Origin of the sequence: Bradyrhizobium guangdongense, from assembly GCF_004114975.1 — a bacterium.
Taxonomy (GTDB): Bacteria; Pseudomonadota; Alphaproteobacteria; order Rhizobiales; family Xanthobacteraceae; genus Bradyrhizobium; species Bradyrhizobium guangdongense.
In genome coordinates this window covers 2,949,026-2,966,188 of sequence record NZ_CP030051.1, presented here as the reverse complement: position 1 = coordinate 2,966,188, position 17,163 = coordinate 2,949,026, and the positions used below count along the sequence as shown (strand labels likewise).

Annotated in this window: 15 protein-coding genes; 6 read left to right on the top strand and 9 right to left on the bottom strand. The window is 65.5% G+C overall.

The features are described 5' to 3' along the window. Positions 1–5 precede the first annotated feature (5 nt). Both X265_RS14025 and X265_RS14020 read right to left on the bottom strand, forming a co-directional pair. The gene (locus X265_RS14025) at positions 6–1,010 is read right to left on the bottom strand and encodes a Gfo/Idh/MocA family protein (RefSeq protein ID WP_128965343.1); all 1,005 of its coding nucleotides are present in this window, start codon (positions 1,008–1,010) and stop codon (positions 6–8) included. Positions 1,011–1,191: 181 nt separating this feature from the next. After that, a complete protein-coding gene (locus tag X265_RS14020; protein ID WP_164938573.1) occupies positions 1,192–2,604 on the bottom strand; it encodes a mannose-1-phosphate guanylyltransferase/mannose-6-phosphate isomerase in 1,413 nt (470 codons plus the stop codon). Between the two features lie 297 nt (positions 2,605–2,901). Between X265_RS14020 and X265_RS14015 the strand changes: the two genes are divergently transcribed. Together X265_RS14015 and X265_RS14010 are read left to right on the top strand one after the other, a co-directional pair. Then, a complete protein-coding gene (locus X265_RS14015; RefSeq protein WP_128965341.1) occupies positions 2,902–3,861 on the top strand; it encodes a lysylphosphatidylglycerol synthase transmembrane domain-containing protein in 960 nt (319 codons plus the stop codon). A 50-nt stretch (positions 3,862–3,911) separates the two neighbouring features. Then, positions 3,912–4,865: an MraY family glycosyltransferase gene (locus tag X265_RS14010; protein ID WP_128969265.1), complete on the top strand. Its 954-nt coding sequence runs from the start codon at positions 3,912–3,914 to the stop codon at positions 4,863–4,865. On the opposite strand, the gene X265_RS14005 is transcribed toward X265_RS14010, so the two are convergent. The 6 genes from X265_RS14005 to rfaD form a co-directional block, all read right to left on the bottom strand. Further along, the gene (locus tag X265_RS14005; protein WP_128965340.1) at positions 4,853–5,800 is read right to left on the bottom strand and encodes an NAD-dependent epimerase/dehydratase family protein; all 948 of its coding nucleotides are present in this window, start codon (positions 5,798–5,800) and stop codon (positions 4,853–4,855) included. The genes X265_RS14010 and X265_RS14005 overlap by 13 nt on opposite strands. Continuing rightward, positions 5,797–7,026, bottom strand: coding sequence for a glycosyltransferase family 4 protein (locus tag X265_RS14000; RefSeq protein ID WP_164938572.1), 1,230 nt, complete (start codon positions 7,024–7,026; stop codon positions 5,797–5,799). Before X265_RS14000 ends, X265_RS14005 begins: the two co-directional genes overlap by 4 nt. A gap of 2 nt (positions 7,027–7,028) precedes the next feature. After that, a complete protein-coding gene (locus X265_RS13995) occupies positions 7,029–8,942 on the bottom strand; it encodes a nucleoside-diphosphate sugar epimerase/dehydratase (RefSeq protein ID WP_164938571.1) in 1,914 nt (637 codons plus the stop codon). Positions 8,943–9,026: 84 nt separating this feature from the next. Then, positions 9,027–10,313 (bottom strand): O-antigen ligase family protein, encoded by a 1,287-nt coding sequence (locus X265_RS13990; RefSeq protein WP_128969264.1) that lies wholly within the window; start codon positions 10,311–10,313, stop codon positions 9,027–9,029. A gap of 8 nt (positions 10,314–10,321) precedes the next feature. Continuing rightward, positions 10,322–11,806, bottom strand: coding sequence for a D-glycero-beta-D-manno-heptose-7-phosphate kinase (gene rfaE1, locus X265_RS13985; protein WP_128965337.1), 1,485 nt, complete (start codon positions 11,804–11,806; stop codon positions 10,322–10,324). Between the two features lie 11 nt (positions 11,807–11,817). Further along, the gene (rfaD, locus tag X265_RS13980; protein ID WP_128965336.1) at positions 11,818–12,798 is read right to left on the bottom strand and encodes an ADP-glyceromanno-heptose 6-epimerase; all 981 of its coding nucleotides are present in this window, start codon (positions 12,796–12,798) and stop codon (positions 11,818–11,820) included. 159 nt (positions 12,799–12,957) lie between these two features. On the opposite strand from rfaD, the gene waaF reads away from it, so the two are divergent. The 3 genes from waaF to X265_RS13965 all read left to right on the top strand — a co-directional run bounded on the left by waaF (position 12,958) and on the right by X265_RS13965 (position 14,668). Beyond that, on the top strand, positions 12,958–14,034 hold the full coding sequence (waaF, locus tag X265_RS13975; protein WP_128965335.1) for a lipopolysaccharide heptosyltransferase II: 1,077 nt from the start codon (positions 12,958–12,960) through the stop codon (positions 14,032–14,034). A 143-nt stretch (positions 14,035–14,177) separates the two neighbouring features. Next, positions 14,178–14,357, top strand: coding sequence for a hypothetical protein (locus X265_RS13970; RefSeq protein WP_128965334.1), 180 nt, complete (start codon positions 14,178–14,180; stop codon positions 14,355–14,357). 65 nt (positions 14,358–14,422) lie between these two features. After that, positions 14,423–14,668: a PilZ domain-containing protein gene (locus X265_RS13965; protein ID WP_373291692.1), complete on the top strand. Its 246-nt coding sequence runs from the start codon at positions 14,423–14,425 to the stop codon at positions 14,666–14,668. A gap of 235 nt (positions 14,669–14,903) precedes the next feature. Here X265_RS13965 and X265_RS13960 read toward each other — a convergent pair whose 3' ends face one another. After that, complete coding sequence (locus X265_RS13960) at positions 14,904–15,941, bottom strand: glycosyltransferase family 4 protein (protein ID WP_128965332.1); 1,038 nt, start codon at positions 15,939–15,941, stop codon at positions 14,904–14,906. 124 nt (positions 15,942–16,065) lie between these two features. Here X265_RS13960 and galE point away from each other — a divergent pair, with 124 nt between their 5' ends. Continuing rightward, on the top strand, positions 16,066–17,079 hold the full coding sequence (gene galE, locus X265_RS13955) for a UDP-glucose 4-epimerase GalE (protein WP_128965331.1): 1,014 nt from the start codon (positions 16,066–16,068) through the stop codon (positions 17,077–17,079). Positions 17,080–17,163 lie beyond the last annotated feature (84 nt).

Genomic DNA, 17,163 nt, shown 5'->3' with positions numbered 1-17,163 from the left:
AAGGTTTAGCCGGCGACACGGCGCGGGCCCTTGAGGGCGGGCGATTTGGCCGCGGGGCGCGACGGCGTCTCGAGGCACTGCGTCGCGATCTCGAGGCTTGCGACGCCTTCATCGCCGGTGACCGCCGGCGTCTCGCCGTTGCGCACCGCCTTGAGGAAGGCGATCAGCTCGGCACGAAGCGGCTCGTCATGACCGACAGGCAGATGCCGCATCGAATAGCTGCCGTCGGGCTTGAAGCCGAAGCATTCGGTGACCTGGCGCGTGAGCAAATCGCCCATCACGTATTTGCCGCGGGTCGCGACCGTGACGCTACGCGCCTTGAACGGTGTCAGCCAGTTGGTGTTGATGTGCGCGAGTACGCCGCTGGCGGTGCGGAATTGAAGCAGCGCGATGTCCTCGCGCTCGGCGACCGCGCTCGACAGTTGCGGCTGCACCTCGACGATGTCGGATTCGGTAAACCAGCGGATCAGGTCGATGTCGTGCACGGCGAGGTCGATGACGACGCCGACATTGGACATGCGCGGCGGGAACGGGCCGACGCGCGTGATCGCGATAGAGAGGATGTCCTCGCCCGCGATCGCCTGCTTGACGGCGGCGACGGCCGGATTGAAGCGCTCGACATGACCGATCATCAACGTGACGCCGGCCTTCTGCGCGGCGGCGACGATCTCCCGGCCCTCTTCCACCGTCGAAGCGATCGGCTTCTCGACCAGCACGTGGATGTTGTTGGCGATGCAGGCGAGCGCGACCTCGTGATGCAGATGGGTCGGCGCCGCCACGGTGACGGCATCGACGCCCGCGGCGAAGAGCTGGTCCAGCGTCTCGAAGCTGTTGCAGCCGGCGAGCTCGGTGGCGCGCGTCCGGTGTGCCGGCGATGGATCGACCACGCCGACCAGGCTGACGCCGGGCAGACCGGCGAGCACGCGCGCGTGGTTGCTGCCCATCACGCCGGCGCCGATGACGCCGACGCGCAAGCCGGCCTTGGCCAGTTGTGATCCCTTGGAACTCATCTGATCGAACCCCGATTCACCGCAAATCCCCGGGCCGCTTCTAGCACGGTCGCCACAGATGTGGCGAATACCGGCCTGCTTGACCGGACACGATTTGATTCAAAAAATTACACGTTCCCCGAGCCTTAGCACCAAAACGGAGTGCTTTTGGACCCGGATCGCGTGATTCGGAGTTCGCTGGTTACGACCTTTGATAGTCGTCTTCAATCCGGATGATGTCGTCTTCCCCGAGATAAGAGCCGGTCTGGACCTCGATCAGTTCCAGCATGATTTTACCGGGGTTTTCCATCCGGTGCACCGCGCCCATCGGGATGTAGATCGACTCGTTCTCGTGCACGGTCTTCACGGTGTCGTTGACGGTGACGCGGGCGGCGCCACGGACCACGATCCAGTGCTCGGCGCGATGGTGATGCTTCTGCAGCGATAGCCGTCCGCCCGGCTTCACGACGATGCGCTTGACCTGGTGGCGCTCGCCATTGTCGACCGACTGATAGCTGCCCCAGGGACGATGCACCTTCAGATGCTCCTCGGTGACCTTCGGCGCGACGGCTTTCAGCTTCGTGACGAGCCGCTTGAGGCCGTTGGCATCCTGCTGGCGCGAGACCAGCACCGCGTCCGCGGTCGCGACCACGACGAGATCGTCGACGCCTTCGAGCGCGACCAGCGCGGCATCGGTGGTGACGTTGCAGTTGCGGGAATCCTCGAACACGGCAGGGCCGTGCGCCGCGTTGCCTTGCGCGTCCTTCTCGGACAATTCCCATACCGCGTGCCAGGAGCCGACGTCGGACCAGCCGCAGGACACCGGCACCACCGCTGCGCGCGAGGTCTTTTCCATCACCGCATAGTCGATCGAGATCGCCTTGGCGGCGCCGAACGCCTCGGGCTCCAGGGTGACGAAGCCGAGATCGCGGCCGGCATGGGCAACCGCCGAGGACACGGCGTCGACGCTTGCCGCATCGACCTTGCGGTATTCGTCGAGCAGCAGGCTTGCGGGGAACATGAAGTTGCCGCTGTTCCAGAGATAGCCCGAATTGACGTAGTCGGCGGCCTTCGCCGCATCAGGCTTCTCGACGAAGCGCGCGACGGCACGCACCTCGCCTGAGATCACCTCGCCCGGGTTGATATAGCCATATTCGGTCGCCGGCCGCTCCGGCTTGACGCCGAAGGTGACGATGCGCCCCAGGCTCGCGGCGGCGAGGCCCTCGCGGCAGGCCGCGACGAAGGCGGCGTTGTCCTGCACGACGTGGTCGGCGGCGAGCGCCAGCACGATCGCTTCACCGGTGCGGTTTTGCGCGAATGCCGCGCCGGCCGCGATTGCGGGGCCGGAATCGCGGCGCATCGGCTCGAGGATCACGTCGGCCTCGATGCCGATCTCCGCGAGCTGCTCGAGCACCATGAAGCGGTAGGCCGCGTTGGTGATCACGATCGGTCGGTCGAACAGCGCCGCGTCGGAGACGCGCAGCAGCGTGTCCTGGAAGGTCGAGCGCGCGCCGAACAGCGGCAGGAACTGCTTCGGGCGTACCTCGCGCGAGGCCGGCCATAGCCGCGTGCCGGCGCCGCCGCACATGATCAGGGGGATAATGCGTTTGTCCATCGTCATCTCGAACCTTGGAAAGTCGTCCCGATACCAGGCGACAGAATTGTGGACCGTACGATCGGCTTGGATAATACACGGACCGCGGCGTCAAGACAGGTGGAGGGCGGGGCCCAAAAGGCCTGTCCGCTCGCCTTTTTGCCGTTTTCGACGGACTAGTCCTTGGCGTTATCGGCGGTTCTGCTAGCGGCTTCTGATAACCGCTATTGCAAGATCGGCGCCAAAACCATACCAAAGCGGCCGAATTCGGCGCCTGGCGTCGGGTCGCCTCCAATCCTTGCAAACCCCGCGGGCGAGATGCGCCGGATCCTGCTGTCGACGGCCAAAATTCTGATCTCAGCGGCGCTGCTCTATCTGGCGCTGCGCAAGGTCGATTTCACAGAGCTGTTGTCGCGCTTCACCGCGAGCAGCGTCGTCTGGATGGGCATGGCGATCGCGGTCACGTTTCTGCAGATCTTCGTCGGCGTGCTGCGCTGGCGCGAGATCAGCGCCGAATGCGGTGCGCCGCTCGAGCTCGGCCGCGCCATGCGTTACAACGTGATCGGCTCTTTTTTCAACCAGACCCTGCCGTCCGCGATCGGCGGCGACGCGGTCCGGCTCTGGCTGGTGGCGCGCGCCGGTGCCGGGTGGCGTGCGGCGACCTATTCGATCTTCGTCGATCGCGCCATCGGCCTCGTCGCGCTCGCGATCCTCATCGTCGCGAGCCTGCCGTGGAGCTATCAGCTGATCACCGATCCGAACGGACGCTCGGCGCTGCTGCTGGTCGACTTCGCGGCCCTTGCCGGCGGCATCGGCTTCTTGATCTTCGGCGCGCTGAAATGGCCGTGGCTGAAGACGTGGTGGGCCACCCACCATCTCCATGCCTGCGCCGTGATCGCCAACCGCGTTATCTTCAGCCGCACGCGCGGACCTGCTATCGCCGTCCTGTCGCTGCTGGTTCACGTGCTTGCCGTCGTCATCGCCTGGTGCGTGGTGCAGTCGATCGCAGCCCCCGTCACGTTCGCCCAGGTGTTCCTGCTGGTCCCGCCGGTGATGCTGATCACCTTGATGCCGATCTCGATTGCCGGCTGGGGCGTGCGGGAGGCCAGCATGGGGCTGGCCTTCGGCTTCGCCGGGCTCGCCGCCAATGAAGGCGTCAACATCTCGCTGCTGTTCGGCGCGGTCTTCTTCGTCGTCGGCGCGTTCGGCGGCCTGGTCTGGATCCTGAGCGCGGAAAAGGCCGCGCAGGGCTCGGCGCAGCTCGGGGTGCCGGAGTGACTGCGCCCACGATCGTGCCCTCGCTGCTTGCCATTGTGATCGCCGCGCTGATGTCGGCGCTCATCACCTGGACCAGCCGGCCCCTGCTTCAGCGCTATGCGCTGGCGCGGCCGAATGCCCGCTCCTCGCATCGCATCCCGACCCCGCAAGGCGCTGGCATCGCCGTGATATCGGCGACACTCATCGTGGCATTGGCATGGGCAGTCTCGGCGAACCTTACGATCCCGTTGGTGCTGGTCGTTGCGACGATCGTGATCGCGCTGGTCGGATTCGCCGACGACATCGTCTCGCTGCCGGTGCTGGTACGGCTGGTGCTGCAAGCCGCCTGCGTCGGCGCCGTGGTGTTCACCGCGCCCGACGATGCGCGCATCGTGCCGACACTGCCGCTCGCGCTGGAGCGCGGCCTGATCGTGCTCGCCGGCATCTGGTTCGTGAACCTCGTCAACTTCATGGACGGGCTCGACCTGATGACGGTGGCGGAGGTGGTGCCCGTCGCCGCCGGGTTGCTGCTGCTCGGGCTGCTCGGCGAATTGCCGTGGCCGGCGGTGTTGATCGCAACCGCCTTATGCGGCGCGATGCTCGGCTTTGCGCCGTTCAACAGGCCGGTCGCCAAGGTGTTTCTGGGCGATGTCGGTAGCCTGCCGATCGGACTTCTGCTCGGCTGGTGCCTGCTCGAGCTCGCCTGGCGCGGACAGGCTGCCGCCGCACTGCTGCTGCCGGCCTATTATCTCGCGGATGCCACCATCACGTTGTTTCGCCGCATCGCCCGGCGCGAGCAGTTCTGGTCGGCGCACCGCTCGCACTTCTATCAGCGCGCCACCAACAACGGCTTCACGGTTCCGCGGGTCATCGGTGACGTGTTTTCGCTCAACGTCGTCCTCGCCGCGCTTGCCGTCCTCTCCGTCCGTTCCGGTTCGATGACGGTCACGCTGCTCGCGCTTGTCGGAGGCGCGATCGCGGTCGCTTTTGTGCTGCGGCGGTTCTCCCGCCCTCAGGCCTCCTGAGCCGCCAGCGCCAGCCGCAGGCCCTCGTCGAGCGACACCTTGGGCTGCCACCCCGTCGCGATCGCCTTGGAGACGTTGAGTTCGAGCGAGCCGATCAGGCTGTCATGCGCGTCCTGACGGCCAAGCAGGCCGAACAGCGAGCCCAGCAGCTTGGGCGATATGCCGAACATCCGCGGGCTCTTGCCGGAGGCCTTCGCCAGGCGTTCAATGAATTCGGGGGTCGAGACCTGCTCCCTGTCGGCCACCAGGAAGATCTCGAAATTGCTCGCGGGGTCCGAATGGCCGAGCCTGTGCAGGATGAAGGACGAGAGGTTCTGCACGGCGACAAAGGCGCGATGGTTGCGGATCGCGGCAAAGGGCAGCGGCAATCCCAAATTCACCGCGCGCGTCAGCAGCGCAAAATTGCCCTTGGCGCCCGCGCCGTAGACCAGCGGCGGCCGGACCACGGAGATCTTCATGTCGCTGTTGCGCGCGAGCGTCCGCAGGCCCGCCTCCGCCGCCGCCTTGGACATGCCGTAGAGGCCGCGCGGCGTGAGGATGTCGTCCTCGCTGAACGGGGGGCGGCCTTCATTGCTGCGGCCATGCACGAGAACCGTGCTGACGAAGATGAACTGGCGCACGCCAGCGTTCGCCGCAGAACGCGCCAGATGCAGCGTGCCCGCGATGTTGACGTTGCGGTAGAGCTGGACCGCATGCTCCTCGTGCTTGTGGTGCACGCGCGCGGCGAGATGGACGACGGCGTCGACGCCTTCGAGCGCGGGCGTCCAATCAGTGTCCGCGCCGATCGTCTCGATCACGACCTCGTCGTCGCGGCCCTCCGGGCTGCGAACCGCTCGGCGAACCGACCATCCTTCGCGCACGAGATCAGGCACGACATGGCGGCCGACGAAGCCGCTCGCTCCCGTGACCAGCACGACTCGCCTGCTCTCGCTCATCGTTGCTCCTTCAGGTTCGGATTGTGCAACAACTCGTCGATCACGGCTGCGTAGGCATTCATCGCAACGCTGCGGTCGAACTTCGATGCCGCTTTCACCGCGCGCTCGGCGAGAGCACCGTCGCCCGACGCGGACGCGGCACGGATTGCCGCGGCGAGCTGGTCGGCGCGGCCGGGCGTCACCACCCAGCCGAGCCCGTTCTCCACCACGGTCAGCGCGGCCTCGGCCTCGGGCTCGGAGACCAGGACGACCGGACGGCCGACCGCCAGCAGATTGTAGAACCGGCTCGGCACCGACACGCCGGCGACGTCCTTGCGATACGGGATGATCCAGAGGTCGGCCGCGGCGAGGAACGCCTCCAGCTCGGAATCCTCGACCCGCGCCACGAAGGAAACATTGGAGAGGTTCGCACCGGCCTGCAACTGCTTCAGCCGCTCGAAGCCGATGCCCCAGCCGGAGAGCAGGAAGTGAATCTGCGCCTCGTCCTCGAGCAGACGCGCTGCCTCGAACACGATCTCGGGATCATGGGTAAATCCGAGATTGCCTGACAGCCCGACGATGAAGCGCCCCGAAAGTCGCTTGCGGAACGGATTGTCTGGCGTCACCGGCCGCACTGAAGGCACCAGCGTCGCCCAGTTCGGGATGAAGCGGATCTTGTTCCGCGTCATGCCGGAATAGCTGAGCAGCGGGCGCTCGGCGTCGCGGCCGATCGTGATCACGGCATTGAGCGCGCGGAACATCAGGCTGTTGGCGGCCCGCATCACCCCCGCCACGAACGAGCGCGGCTTCAACAGGCCCGCCATCACCAGCACATCGGGAAACAGGTCGTGCATGATGAGTGCCGAGCGCGCGCCCTTGAGCCAGCCCGCGGCCGCGACGGCGTAAGGCAGCATGAACGGGGCCGTGACGGTGAGCACGACGTCGCCGCGCCGCAGGCGCCGCAACAGCGCACCGAAGATGCGCAGCACGAACAGCAGCTCGGAGAGGCCGCGACGGACCAGCGCCGCCTTTCCCGCCATCCGGTTCCTGACGGCGATCACGCGCGGCTTGCCTGCACCGGTCTGCGGGGCCGGCAGGACACCCGAGCCCGACAGCACCTCGACCTCATGCTCGGTGGCGAGGCGGCAGGCGATCTCGGCCATGATCGCCGCGGTCGTGCTCGGATCCGGCGGATAGTGCTGGCTCGCGACGACGATCTTGCCGACGATCTTGTGTTGCGGCTGCATGGTCAGGCCGCGGTCGACCCGAATTCGGGGACCGCATCCTTCAGGATGGTCCTGATGGTCGCGCGATCGTCGCGCGCGATCGCCTGGTCGAGCGCGGCGATCCATTTGCGCAGGGTCTGCATCGGCGGCTCGTTCGGCTGCGCGGCCATGATGCCGGCAACGCCGATCTCGCGGGTCGGCTCTTCGGAGGCGAACAGGATCTCATGCAGGCGCTCGCCCGCCCGCATCCCCGTGAACACGATCTCGATGTCGTAGCCGGGCTGCAGGCCGGAGAGACGGATCATGCGCTCGGCGAGATCGACGATCTTCACCGGCTGGCCCATGTTGAGCACGTAGACCGAGACGTCGGGACGTTGTGTGCCGAGCGCGTGCGTGGCCGCCGTGATCACGAGGTCGCAGGCCTCGCGGATGGTCATGAAGTAGCGGACCATGTCGGGATGCGTCACCGTCACCGGGCCGCCGGCTTCGATCTGGGCCTTGAACTTCGGCACCACCGAGCCGTTCGAGGCCAGCACATTGCCGAATCGGACCGAGATCAGCCGCATGGGCGGCTTCGCACTGCTGCCGCCCGTCGCGAGTTCATGATCGAGCGCCTGGCAGTACATCTCGGCGAAACGCTTGGTCAGGCCCAGCATCGACACCGGCTCGATCGCCTTGTCGGTCGAGATCATCACCATGGCTTCGGCGCCGGCGGCGAGCGCGGCGTCGGCCACGTTGATCGAGCCGAAGATATTGGTCTTGACGCCCTCGCTCCAGTCGCGCTCGAGGATGGGCACGTGCTTGAGAGCAGCCGCGTGGAACACGATGTCAGGCTTGAACTCGGCCATCAGCCGCATTACGCGCTCGCGGTCGCGGATGTCGGCGATCCGCCCTTCGATCGCGGCTCCCGTGCCGTGCGCGGCGAGCGCTTCGGTGACGGCGTAGAGCGCCGGCTCGGAATTCTCCAGGATCAGGAGGCGCGCTGCGCCGAAGGCGACGACACGCTCGCAGATCTCCGAGCCGATCGAACCGCCGCCGCCGGTGACGATCACCGCCTTGCCCTTGATCAGGGCCTCGAGCCGCGCATAGTCGATCTTTTCGCTCGGCCGCAGCAGCAGATCCTCGACGGCAACCGCCGTCAATCTCGGCGCGTCGCCGCTCTCGAGCGAGGGCATGCGGTTGACGATCACACCCAATTTGCGTGCCCGCATCAGGATCGATTCCGGATGAGCCTCCGGCTCGAACGCGGAGGGCGTCATCACGACGCGCGCGATCGCCTTGCCCCGCTTGGTGAAGTCGGCGACGACGTCCTCGATGTCGTCGATGCCGCCCAGCACCGGCAGGTTCCGGATCAGCTGGCCGCGGTCGGAGCTCGACGGCGACAGCACGCCGACCGGCCAGATCCGCTTGATCGCGCCGCTCTCGATGCCGCGCAACAAGACCTCGGCATCCGCGGCCCGGCCGATCAGCAGCGTCGGGGCGGCATCCTCGTTGCGCGCATGGCGTCGCACCCGGGTATAGCGGAAGTAGCGATAGGCCATGCGCAAGGCGCTGAGAGCGAAGATCTCGAGGAACCAGTAGAGGACGATCGTCACCTTGCCGAGGAAGAAGGCACCGCGGACATTGGGGGAGACGAAGATGTAGTCGAGCGCCAGCAGCGCGACCGTCAGCACGGTCGCGACGCGGACGATGTTCATCGCGTCGGGCAACGAGATGAAGCGCCATTTCGTCGTGGTCAGGTTGAAGATGAAGAACACCACGACGCTGAAGGCGAGGAAGTAGGGCAGGATGCGGAACAACAGCGGCAGGCGATCATAGAAGCCCTCGCCGCCCTCGAAGCGCAGATAGAATGCGGCAAAAAGCGCCGCCATCGTCGCCAGCAAGTCGTGGAGCGCGATCATGAAATTGCGCAAAGTGAGATGCGAAAGACGCGTCATCCGCCGACCGATGAATATCCCAATTGGTACAACCTGACCGCGCTGATAGCCCATATCGACCGGAGTTGCCAGCCGCGCGACCGCTCAGGAACCGACTTCCACCACCTTCGCCGTCTCCCGTTGCATCCGGATCACCATGCCGCCGGCGACCCCGACGCCAATGACGTACATCCAGCCCTCGTGGAAGTCGAACAAATGCGAGTTGAACAGCGAGGTGAAGACATTCTGCACCACGACGAGAAGGCCGATCCACTTGGCAAACCCGTCGCCGCGAAACAGCTGAAAATGAAACAACCAGATCGCGTAGAGAACCCCGATGCCGATCACGCCCCACTGGATGGCGACGTGCAACGTCTGGTTATGCGGATTCGGAAAGACCCTGACGCGTGGAATCCATGAGGGCTCCTTCGCGGCTCTCTCGTACAGTCCCTGCGTGGAACCGGTGCCGTGCCCCACCAGCGGAGCCTGTACGAAGAACTGGGCGGCATAGCGCCAATATTCCAGGCGCTCGCCCATGGACGTCGGCAATTTCTCTTCTCGGTACAAGCGGTAGTCCCGCGAAAATGTATCGGCCGTTTTGCGCAGTTGCGGCGAGGCCTGCCAGGCGATTGCGGCGCAGGCGATCAATGCGGCGGAGATCATCGCGATGCTGCGCCACCTCAAATGAAGCAGCGCGAACACGCCCAGCATGATCGGGACGGTCACCAGCGCGGTGCGCGACACCACCACGAACGCCATGTTGACCAGGAAGCTCAGCGCCAGTGCGCCCAGCAGCCCGGCAAGCCAGTAGCGCTTCTCGCGTAGCAGCATCATCACCGGATAGGCGAGCGCGACCGCACACAGCGTGAATTCCTGGCTCTGGTCGATGTAGTTCTTGACGAAGATGCCGCGTTCGAGCGGATCGTAAGGCTTCAGCGACAGCTGCGGATAGAACGCCACGAGCCACGACATGATCGACAGCAACGCGCAGGACACGAGGAAGGCGATGAAGATCCAGTGCCCGCGCGTCGAGCGCTCGAAATGGTACAACAGCATGGGCAGCACGAGCAGCTTGACCGTCGGGCCAACGGCATAGAGGCGCGTGCCCCAGGCTGCATCCGACCACAGCGTTCCCACCAGCGCGAGCAGGAACAGTGCGATCGGTGCTGCGCAGATCGGACGCATCAGCGATTGCAGGAAGGCCCTGAGATCGAGGAACGGCACCATGCAGACCAGGAACGCGGCGTTGAAGATCGCCGTGAGCGAAGTCGACCAAGGCAGCGAGACCACGGTGAGAATCGCGAACAGGTCCGCCGTCTCGCTCCACGCCGCCGGGCTGCGGAAACGCCGCCACAGCATGTGGGCGGTCGTTTGTCGCTCCAGCGCCGTCACCTGGTCCGTCACTTGCCCCCTCCCCGCGCGCGATGGACCAGCGCCGTCGTGCTGAAACCTTGCAAAATGTCGACCAGCACGACGGTTCCGCCCGCGGCTTCGACGACGTCGTAGCCGACCACCTGCTCGCGGGTGTAGTCGCCGCCCTTCACCAGCACGCTCGGCGTGATCCGCGTGATCAGGTCGATCGGCGTGTCCTGCTCGAAGATGACGACGAGATCGACGGCTTCGAGCGCGGCCAGCACTTCGGCGCGCGCGCGCTCGTCCTGGACCGGACGATCCGCGCCCTTCAACCGGCGCACCGAGGCATCGCTGTTCAAACCAACGATCAGGCGATCGCAGGCAGCGCGCGCCGCGGTCAGCACCTTGACGTGGCCGGGATGCAGAATGTCGAAACAGCCGTTGGTGAAGCCTACGCGCAAGCCCTCCCGCTTCCACTCGGCAAGCCTATCCTCCAGCGCACCGGGCGCGCTCACGACCTTCTCCTCGGCCGCGAGCGTGGCATGCGGCAGGATCTTGCGCCGCAGCTCGGCTGCGCTCACGCTCGCGGTGCCCTGCTTGCCGACGGCGACGGCGGCCGCCGCACTCGCCATGCGCAGGGCCGTATCCCAATCCGCACCGGCGGCGAGCGAGACCGCGAGCGACGCCGCGACGGTATCACCGGCGCCGGAGACGTCGCGCACCTTCACCGGGAAAGCAGGCACGTGAACCGCCTCGCCCTTGCGCGGCACCAGCGTCATGCCGTGCTCGCCCTGCGTGACCAGGATCGCCTCGCAATCGGCGAGCCGCATCACGTCCTCGCTTGCATCGACAATGCTTTGCGGCGTGTCGGCGCGGCTGCGGGTGGCTTCTGCGAATTCCTTGCGGTTGGGCGTGAGCAGTGTGGCGCCGCGATAGATCGCCCAGTTCAGGCTCTTGGGATCGACGATCACAGTCTTGCCCGCCTGTCGCGCCGCATCGATGGTGTGGCGGATCACGCGCGCGGTCAGCACGCCTTTGGCGTAATCGGACAGCAGCACGACATCGGCGCGCGCGATCTGCGGCAAGATCGCCTCGATCAGCTTGGTCTCGACCTCTTCGGACGCGGGCTGTGCCTGCTCCCAATCCGCGCGCAGCATATGCGTGGAGAAATGCTCGGATACGAAGCGAACCTTTCGCGTGGTGGGACGTGAGGGATCGCATACCAGCACGCTCTCGATGCCGGCATGGTCCGCCAGCGCGGCCTTGAGCCGCGCACCCGCATCGTCCTCGCCGACGAGACCGACGAAGATGCAGCGCGCGCCGAGCGAGGCGACATTGCGCGCGACGTTGCCGGCGCCGCCGATGTGGAGCTCGCTGCGCTGCGCCGCGATGACTGGCGTCGGCGCTTCCGGCGAAATCCGCGACACCTCGCCATAGACGAACTCGTCCAGCATGATGTCGCCGATGCACAGCACCGTGCGGCCGGAGATCGTTTGCGCAAGGGCGTCGAAATCGAGAATGGGCGTCGGCATGATCAAAGGCCTCAGCGGAAGCGGTCGGGCCGGTCGAGGTAATCCCCGACATAGGCCTTCACCGCGTCCTCGAGCGTCGTGAAGCCGCCGTTATAGCCGGCGCGGTGGAGACGATCGACCTTGCTCTGGGTGAAATACTGATAGGCGCCGCGGATCTGCTCGGGCATGTCGACATATTCGATGTTGGGCCTGCTATCGAGCGCGGCGTAGGCGGCCAGCATCAGGTCCTTGAAGCTGCGCGCCTTTCCGGTGCCGACATTGAACAGTCCAGACACCGCGGGCGTTGCCAGCAGCCACATGATCACGCGCACGACGTCGTCGACATAGATGAAGTCGCGGCGCTGATCGCCGTCGGCGATGCCCTCGCGGTGCGACTTGAACAGCTGCACGACGCGGCCCGCCTTGACGTCGTCGAAGCGGCGCGCCAACACGCTCATCATCGAGCCCTTGTGGTACTCGTTGGGCCCGAACACGTTGAAGAATTTCAAGCCCACATGTTGCGGCGGCAGCGGATCGCCATTCGCGACGCGCCCGGCGACCGCGAGGTCGAACATGTGCTTGCTCCAGCCGTAGAGATTCATCGGCCGCAGCTTCTTCAATGCGGAGACCGAAGCGTCGTCGTCAAAACCTGTCTCGCCGTCGCCATAGGTCGCCGCGGAGGAGGCGTAAATGAACGGCACCGCGCCCGCCGTGCACCAGTCGAGCAGTCGCATCGACATGCGAAAATTGGTTTCGAACACGTGGTCACCGTCGGTGGCGGTGGTCGCCGAAATCGCCCCGAGATGGATCACGGCGTCCAGCTTGCGGCCCTTCAGCCAATCGAGCAGCTCGGCCGGCGGGACGATATCCACAAGCTGGCGCTTGGCGAGATTCCGCCACTTGCCGTCATTGCCGAGCAAATCACTGACCACGACGTCGCTGCGACCGGCATCGTTCAACGCGGCCACGACATTCGACCCGATAAAACCGGCTCCGCCGGTCACCAGCAACATTCCAATACCCTGCCCGATATTTGCGGCCCGGTCCTGCCGTAGCGCATGATCCGCCAAAGTGTAAGCGGTTTTGGAATGGGCCCTCCATCCGCTTTACCTGCCGGCCCGGAGCGGCTAACCGGACGCCATCATTCAGCACGCCTTCGGCCTTATTAACGAATGAATCAAGATTCGCAACTTAGTGAAGATGCAGACCGGAGCGACACCCGCCCGATCCTGATCGTTCCCTACATGTGGATCGGCGATTTCGTCCGGAATCACACTGTCGTGCGGGTTCTGAAGGAGCGCTGGCCGAATCGGCCGGTCGACCTCCTGACCACATCGCTTTGCGCCCCGCTGGTCGATTACATGCCCGGCGTGCGGAAGGGGCTTGTCTGGGACCTGCCCCGCGGCCGTCTCGCCGTCGCCCGCCAACTCGGCTTGGCGAAGCTTTTACGGGAGCGGAACTACGGCACCGCCCTGGTGCTGCCGCGGACCTGGAAGGCGGCCATCGCGCCCGCGCTGGCCGGCATCCCTGAAAGGGTCGGCTTCGTGGGCGAGTTCCGGTTTGGCCTGCTCAATCGCTGGCGCTGGGGCGAGAAGAAGCTGCCCCGCTTCATCGACAAGAACGCCGCCCTGGCCCAGCCCGATGGCGCCCCCCTGCCGGCGGAATGGCCGGTACCGCAATTGCGCGTTCCCACCGAGGAGATCGCCCGCTGGCGCGAAGCCCATGGCCTCAGTACCCGCCCCGCCGTCGCACTCGCCCCCGGATCGGTCGGCGTCTCCAAGCGCTGGACCTATTATCCCGAGGCCGCTCGCCTGCTGGTCGAATGCGGCCTCGACGTCTGGGTCGTCGGCGGCCCCGCTGAAAAGGGTCTCGCCCAGAAGATCGTCGCCGCTGGCGGCCCCGGGACCGCTGGCGGCCCAGAGGTCCGCGACCTCACCGGCAACGACCTGCGCAACGGCGTGCTGGCTATGGCCGCGGCCGGCGTCGCCATCTCCAACGATTCAGGCCTGATGCACATCGCAGCCGCCTTGGGCACGCCCACCATGGGCATCTTCGGTCCCACCAGCCCCTACCTCTGGGCGCCCCTCAACGGCCTTGCCGCGACCATCGTGCAGAACAAGAGCGTGCTGTCGTGCCAGCCCTGCCAGAGCACGATCTGCAAGATGAACGATCATCGCTGCATGCGGGACATCGCGGCGGACGAGGTCGTGGCGATCGCGCAGCGGGTGCTCGGGGAAGCAGCGCAATGATCCAAGGCGATTCAATGTGGTTCCCGGCGTCGTAGGAGACGAAACAGATCCCTTCACGTGGCCGCGCGCATGGCTCGGCTAACATATGTTGCTTACACCCTCGGGAAGACCAGGCATCCTCTCAAGTTCTCCGGGGGACAGCCATGGACGAAGACTTCATCAGGGGACGCGCCGAGCATATCCGCGAGCTCGCCACCAAGGCGGATCCATTCACCAGAAAGCGCCTGCTCGAGCTTGCCGACAGCTACGAGCGCAGGCTTCGCCCACCGCCTTACGCTCCGACAGGACCAGGTGCGCGTCTTCAGCCGCAGACGTCCCGCTAGACGTGCCAAAAGAGAAGGAACGCGAGAGCCAGCGAGTCGCCTTCGAACGCCCGCTGCCGGCGCAGATGATGGCGATCGACGGCACCTGGCGCCGGCCCTGTTTCGTCAAAGACGTCTCCGAAAACGCCGCCACGCTTCGCGTCGAGAGCTCGATCGAGGGGCTCACACTGACGGAGTTCTTTCTGCTGCTTTCCTCGACCGGCCTCGCCTATCGGCGGTGCCAGCTCGATCGCGTGAATGGCGACGAGCTCGAAGTCAGCTTCCTGCGCCAGAAAGCCAGGAAGAAGCCGAACCGAGAGACACCGGCATAATCGAGCCGTGCAGGTTCGCTCGCGGCTGAGTCCGGGCTCAATCGCCAGCGACGCGGCGCATCGAATTCTCGAGATAATATCAGTCTACCGGTGTTTTGCCCGACGAGTCAAATTGATTTCGTAAAATCCGTAAATTCATCGCGCCGGCTTTGCAAGCCATTGATTTGTCTGGCCCGCCTACTGTGCATGGGGTTGTTTTCGAGATTCTCGCCGGCGGCACCGAAACGTCGGCCGTTTAGAACAGCGGCCGATAGACCTCGCCGATCCGCGCCGCTTCGGCATCGAGACTGAACCTGTCCAGCACCCGCGCCCGTCCCCGCTCTCCCATCGCGGTCGCGGCAGCGACATCGCGCATCAGTGGCTCGAGTGCTGTCGCCAAGGCATCGGCATCACCAGCCGGGACCAGCACCCCGCTCACGCCATCCTCGACCACGAGCTCGGCGGCGCCGGCGCGTGCAGCAACCAGCGCGCTGCCGGATGCCATCGCTTCGATCAGCGTCAGGCCGAAACCTTCGTTGCGCGAGGTGAAGGCGTAGATCGTCAGCCGTTGATACCAGCGCCGCACCTGCTCGATCGGCAGCTCGCCGGTGATGACGATGCGCGATTGCAGACCCGCAGCTTCGATGCGTTTCTTCAGGTCATTGGCAAACGGCGTCTGTTCGGCCGTGACTTGGCCGACGATCACGGCCGTGAAGTCAGGATAGCGTGGCAGCAGCCGGCACATCGCGTCGACGAACACATCGGTGCCCTTCTGCGCCCGCACGCGGCCGAAACAGCCGATCGCATAACGGCCCGGCAGACCGCTTTCGGCGAAGGCTGCTGCGCGATCGATCGGCGGTGCATAGGCGTCGGTGTCGACGCCGTGCGGAATCACCGTCGCTTTCACTTTCAGGAATGATGCGGAGATGTCCGATGTCGCGATGATCGCGTCCATGCGCCGGATCAGCCAGCGCGTGATCCAGCTGTGATGCCGCTGCGCCGCCGAGGTGAACACCAGTTTCAACGGCCAGCCGAATGCGCGCAGCACGACGCCTGCGATCATCTCGTTGTTGCGGCGCGCATGCCAGATCAGCGGCCGCTTGCGGCGCCAGAGCTTCAGGACGTCGGTGGCGCCGAGCCGCGCGATCCCCTGCGGCGCGTCCGAGCCGAACCAGCCTGCGCGGTACAGCTTTGCCAGCCGCGGCGCCACCATCCGGTTGGTCGCGGTGACCCCGGAATAGCGCCTGTGCAGATTTGGCACGATCACTTGCAGATCGCCGGGGGAATTCGCCACGTCACGCTCCATTTAGTGTCCCCCTATACGCAACATTAAGCATAGTGGCCAGTTCAGGGCTGCCGATACCCCCTCTTCACCACGCAGACGCTAGCATCCGCGTTGATCGAAGACGGGTGAGATCATGACAGTGCTAGTCACCGGCGGCGCCGGCTATATCGGAAGTCACACGGTCCTGGCGCTGGCGGAAGCCGGCGAGGACGTCGTCGTGATTGACGATCTCTCCACCGGCTTCTCCGCCTATCTGCCCGAGGGCGTGCCGCTGTTCATTGGCGATGCGGGCGATGAGAATTTGCTCGCGGGCGTGATCGCTCAGCACGACATCGAGAGCATCATCCATTTCGCGGGCTCCGTCGTGGTGCCGGATTCGATGCGCGACCCGCTCGGCTACTATCGCAACAATTTCATGACCGCGCGCAACCTACTCAACGTCGCGGTGAAGCGCGGCATCAGCCGCTTCATCTTCTCCTCGACCGCCGCCGTCTACGGCAATCCGGACCAGGTGCCGGTGCCCGAGCACGCGCCGACACGGCCGCTCTCTCCTTACGGCTCATCCAAGCTGATGACCGAAATCATGCTGCACGACGTTGCCGCCGCCTACGGCATGCAGTACGTGACCCTGCGCTATTTCAACGTCGCTGGGGCCGATCCGCAGGCGCGCATCGGGCTTGCCACCGTCGGCGCCACCCATCTGCTCAAGATCGCGGTGGAAGCGGCGACCGGCCAGCGCGCCAAGATCGACGTGTTCGGCACCGACTATCCGACCCCGGACGGAAGCTGCATTCGCGACTTCATTCACGTCACGGACCTCTCGCAGGCGCATCGCTCGGCGCTGGCTTACCTGCGCAACGGCGGCGCTTCGACCACGCTGAATTGCGGCTATGGCCGCGGCTATTCGGTGCTTGAGACCATCGACGCCGTGCGCCGGGTGTCGGGCCGCAGCTTCGCCGTGCAATACGCCCCGCGCCGGCCGGGCGACATCATGACCATGGTCGCCGACACCAGCCGCATCCGCGGTCTGCTCGACTGGAAGCCGCAATACGAGGACCTCGAGACCATCGCGGCGCACGCGCTGGCCTGGGAGGACAAGCTGTTCCGCGAGCGCCATGGCGAACTCCGCCACGCCGTCTCCGCTTAAAATCGCTTCCGGCGCAAGCCCTTAATTGGGCTTGAAAAGCGGAGCTTTAGCGGGCACAGAGGCCCATCGATCCCTGACGCGCGG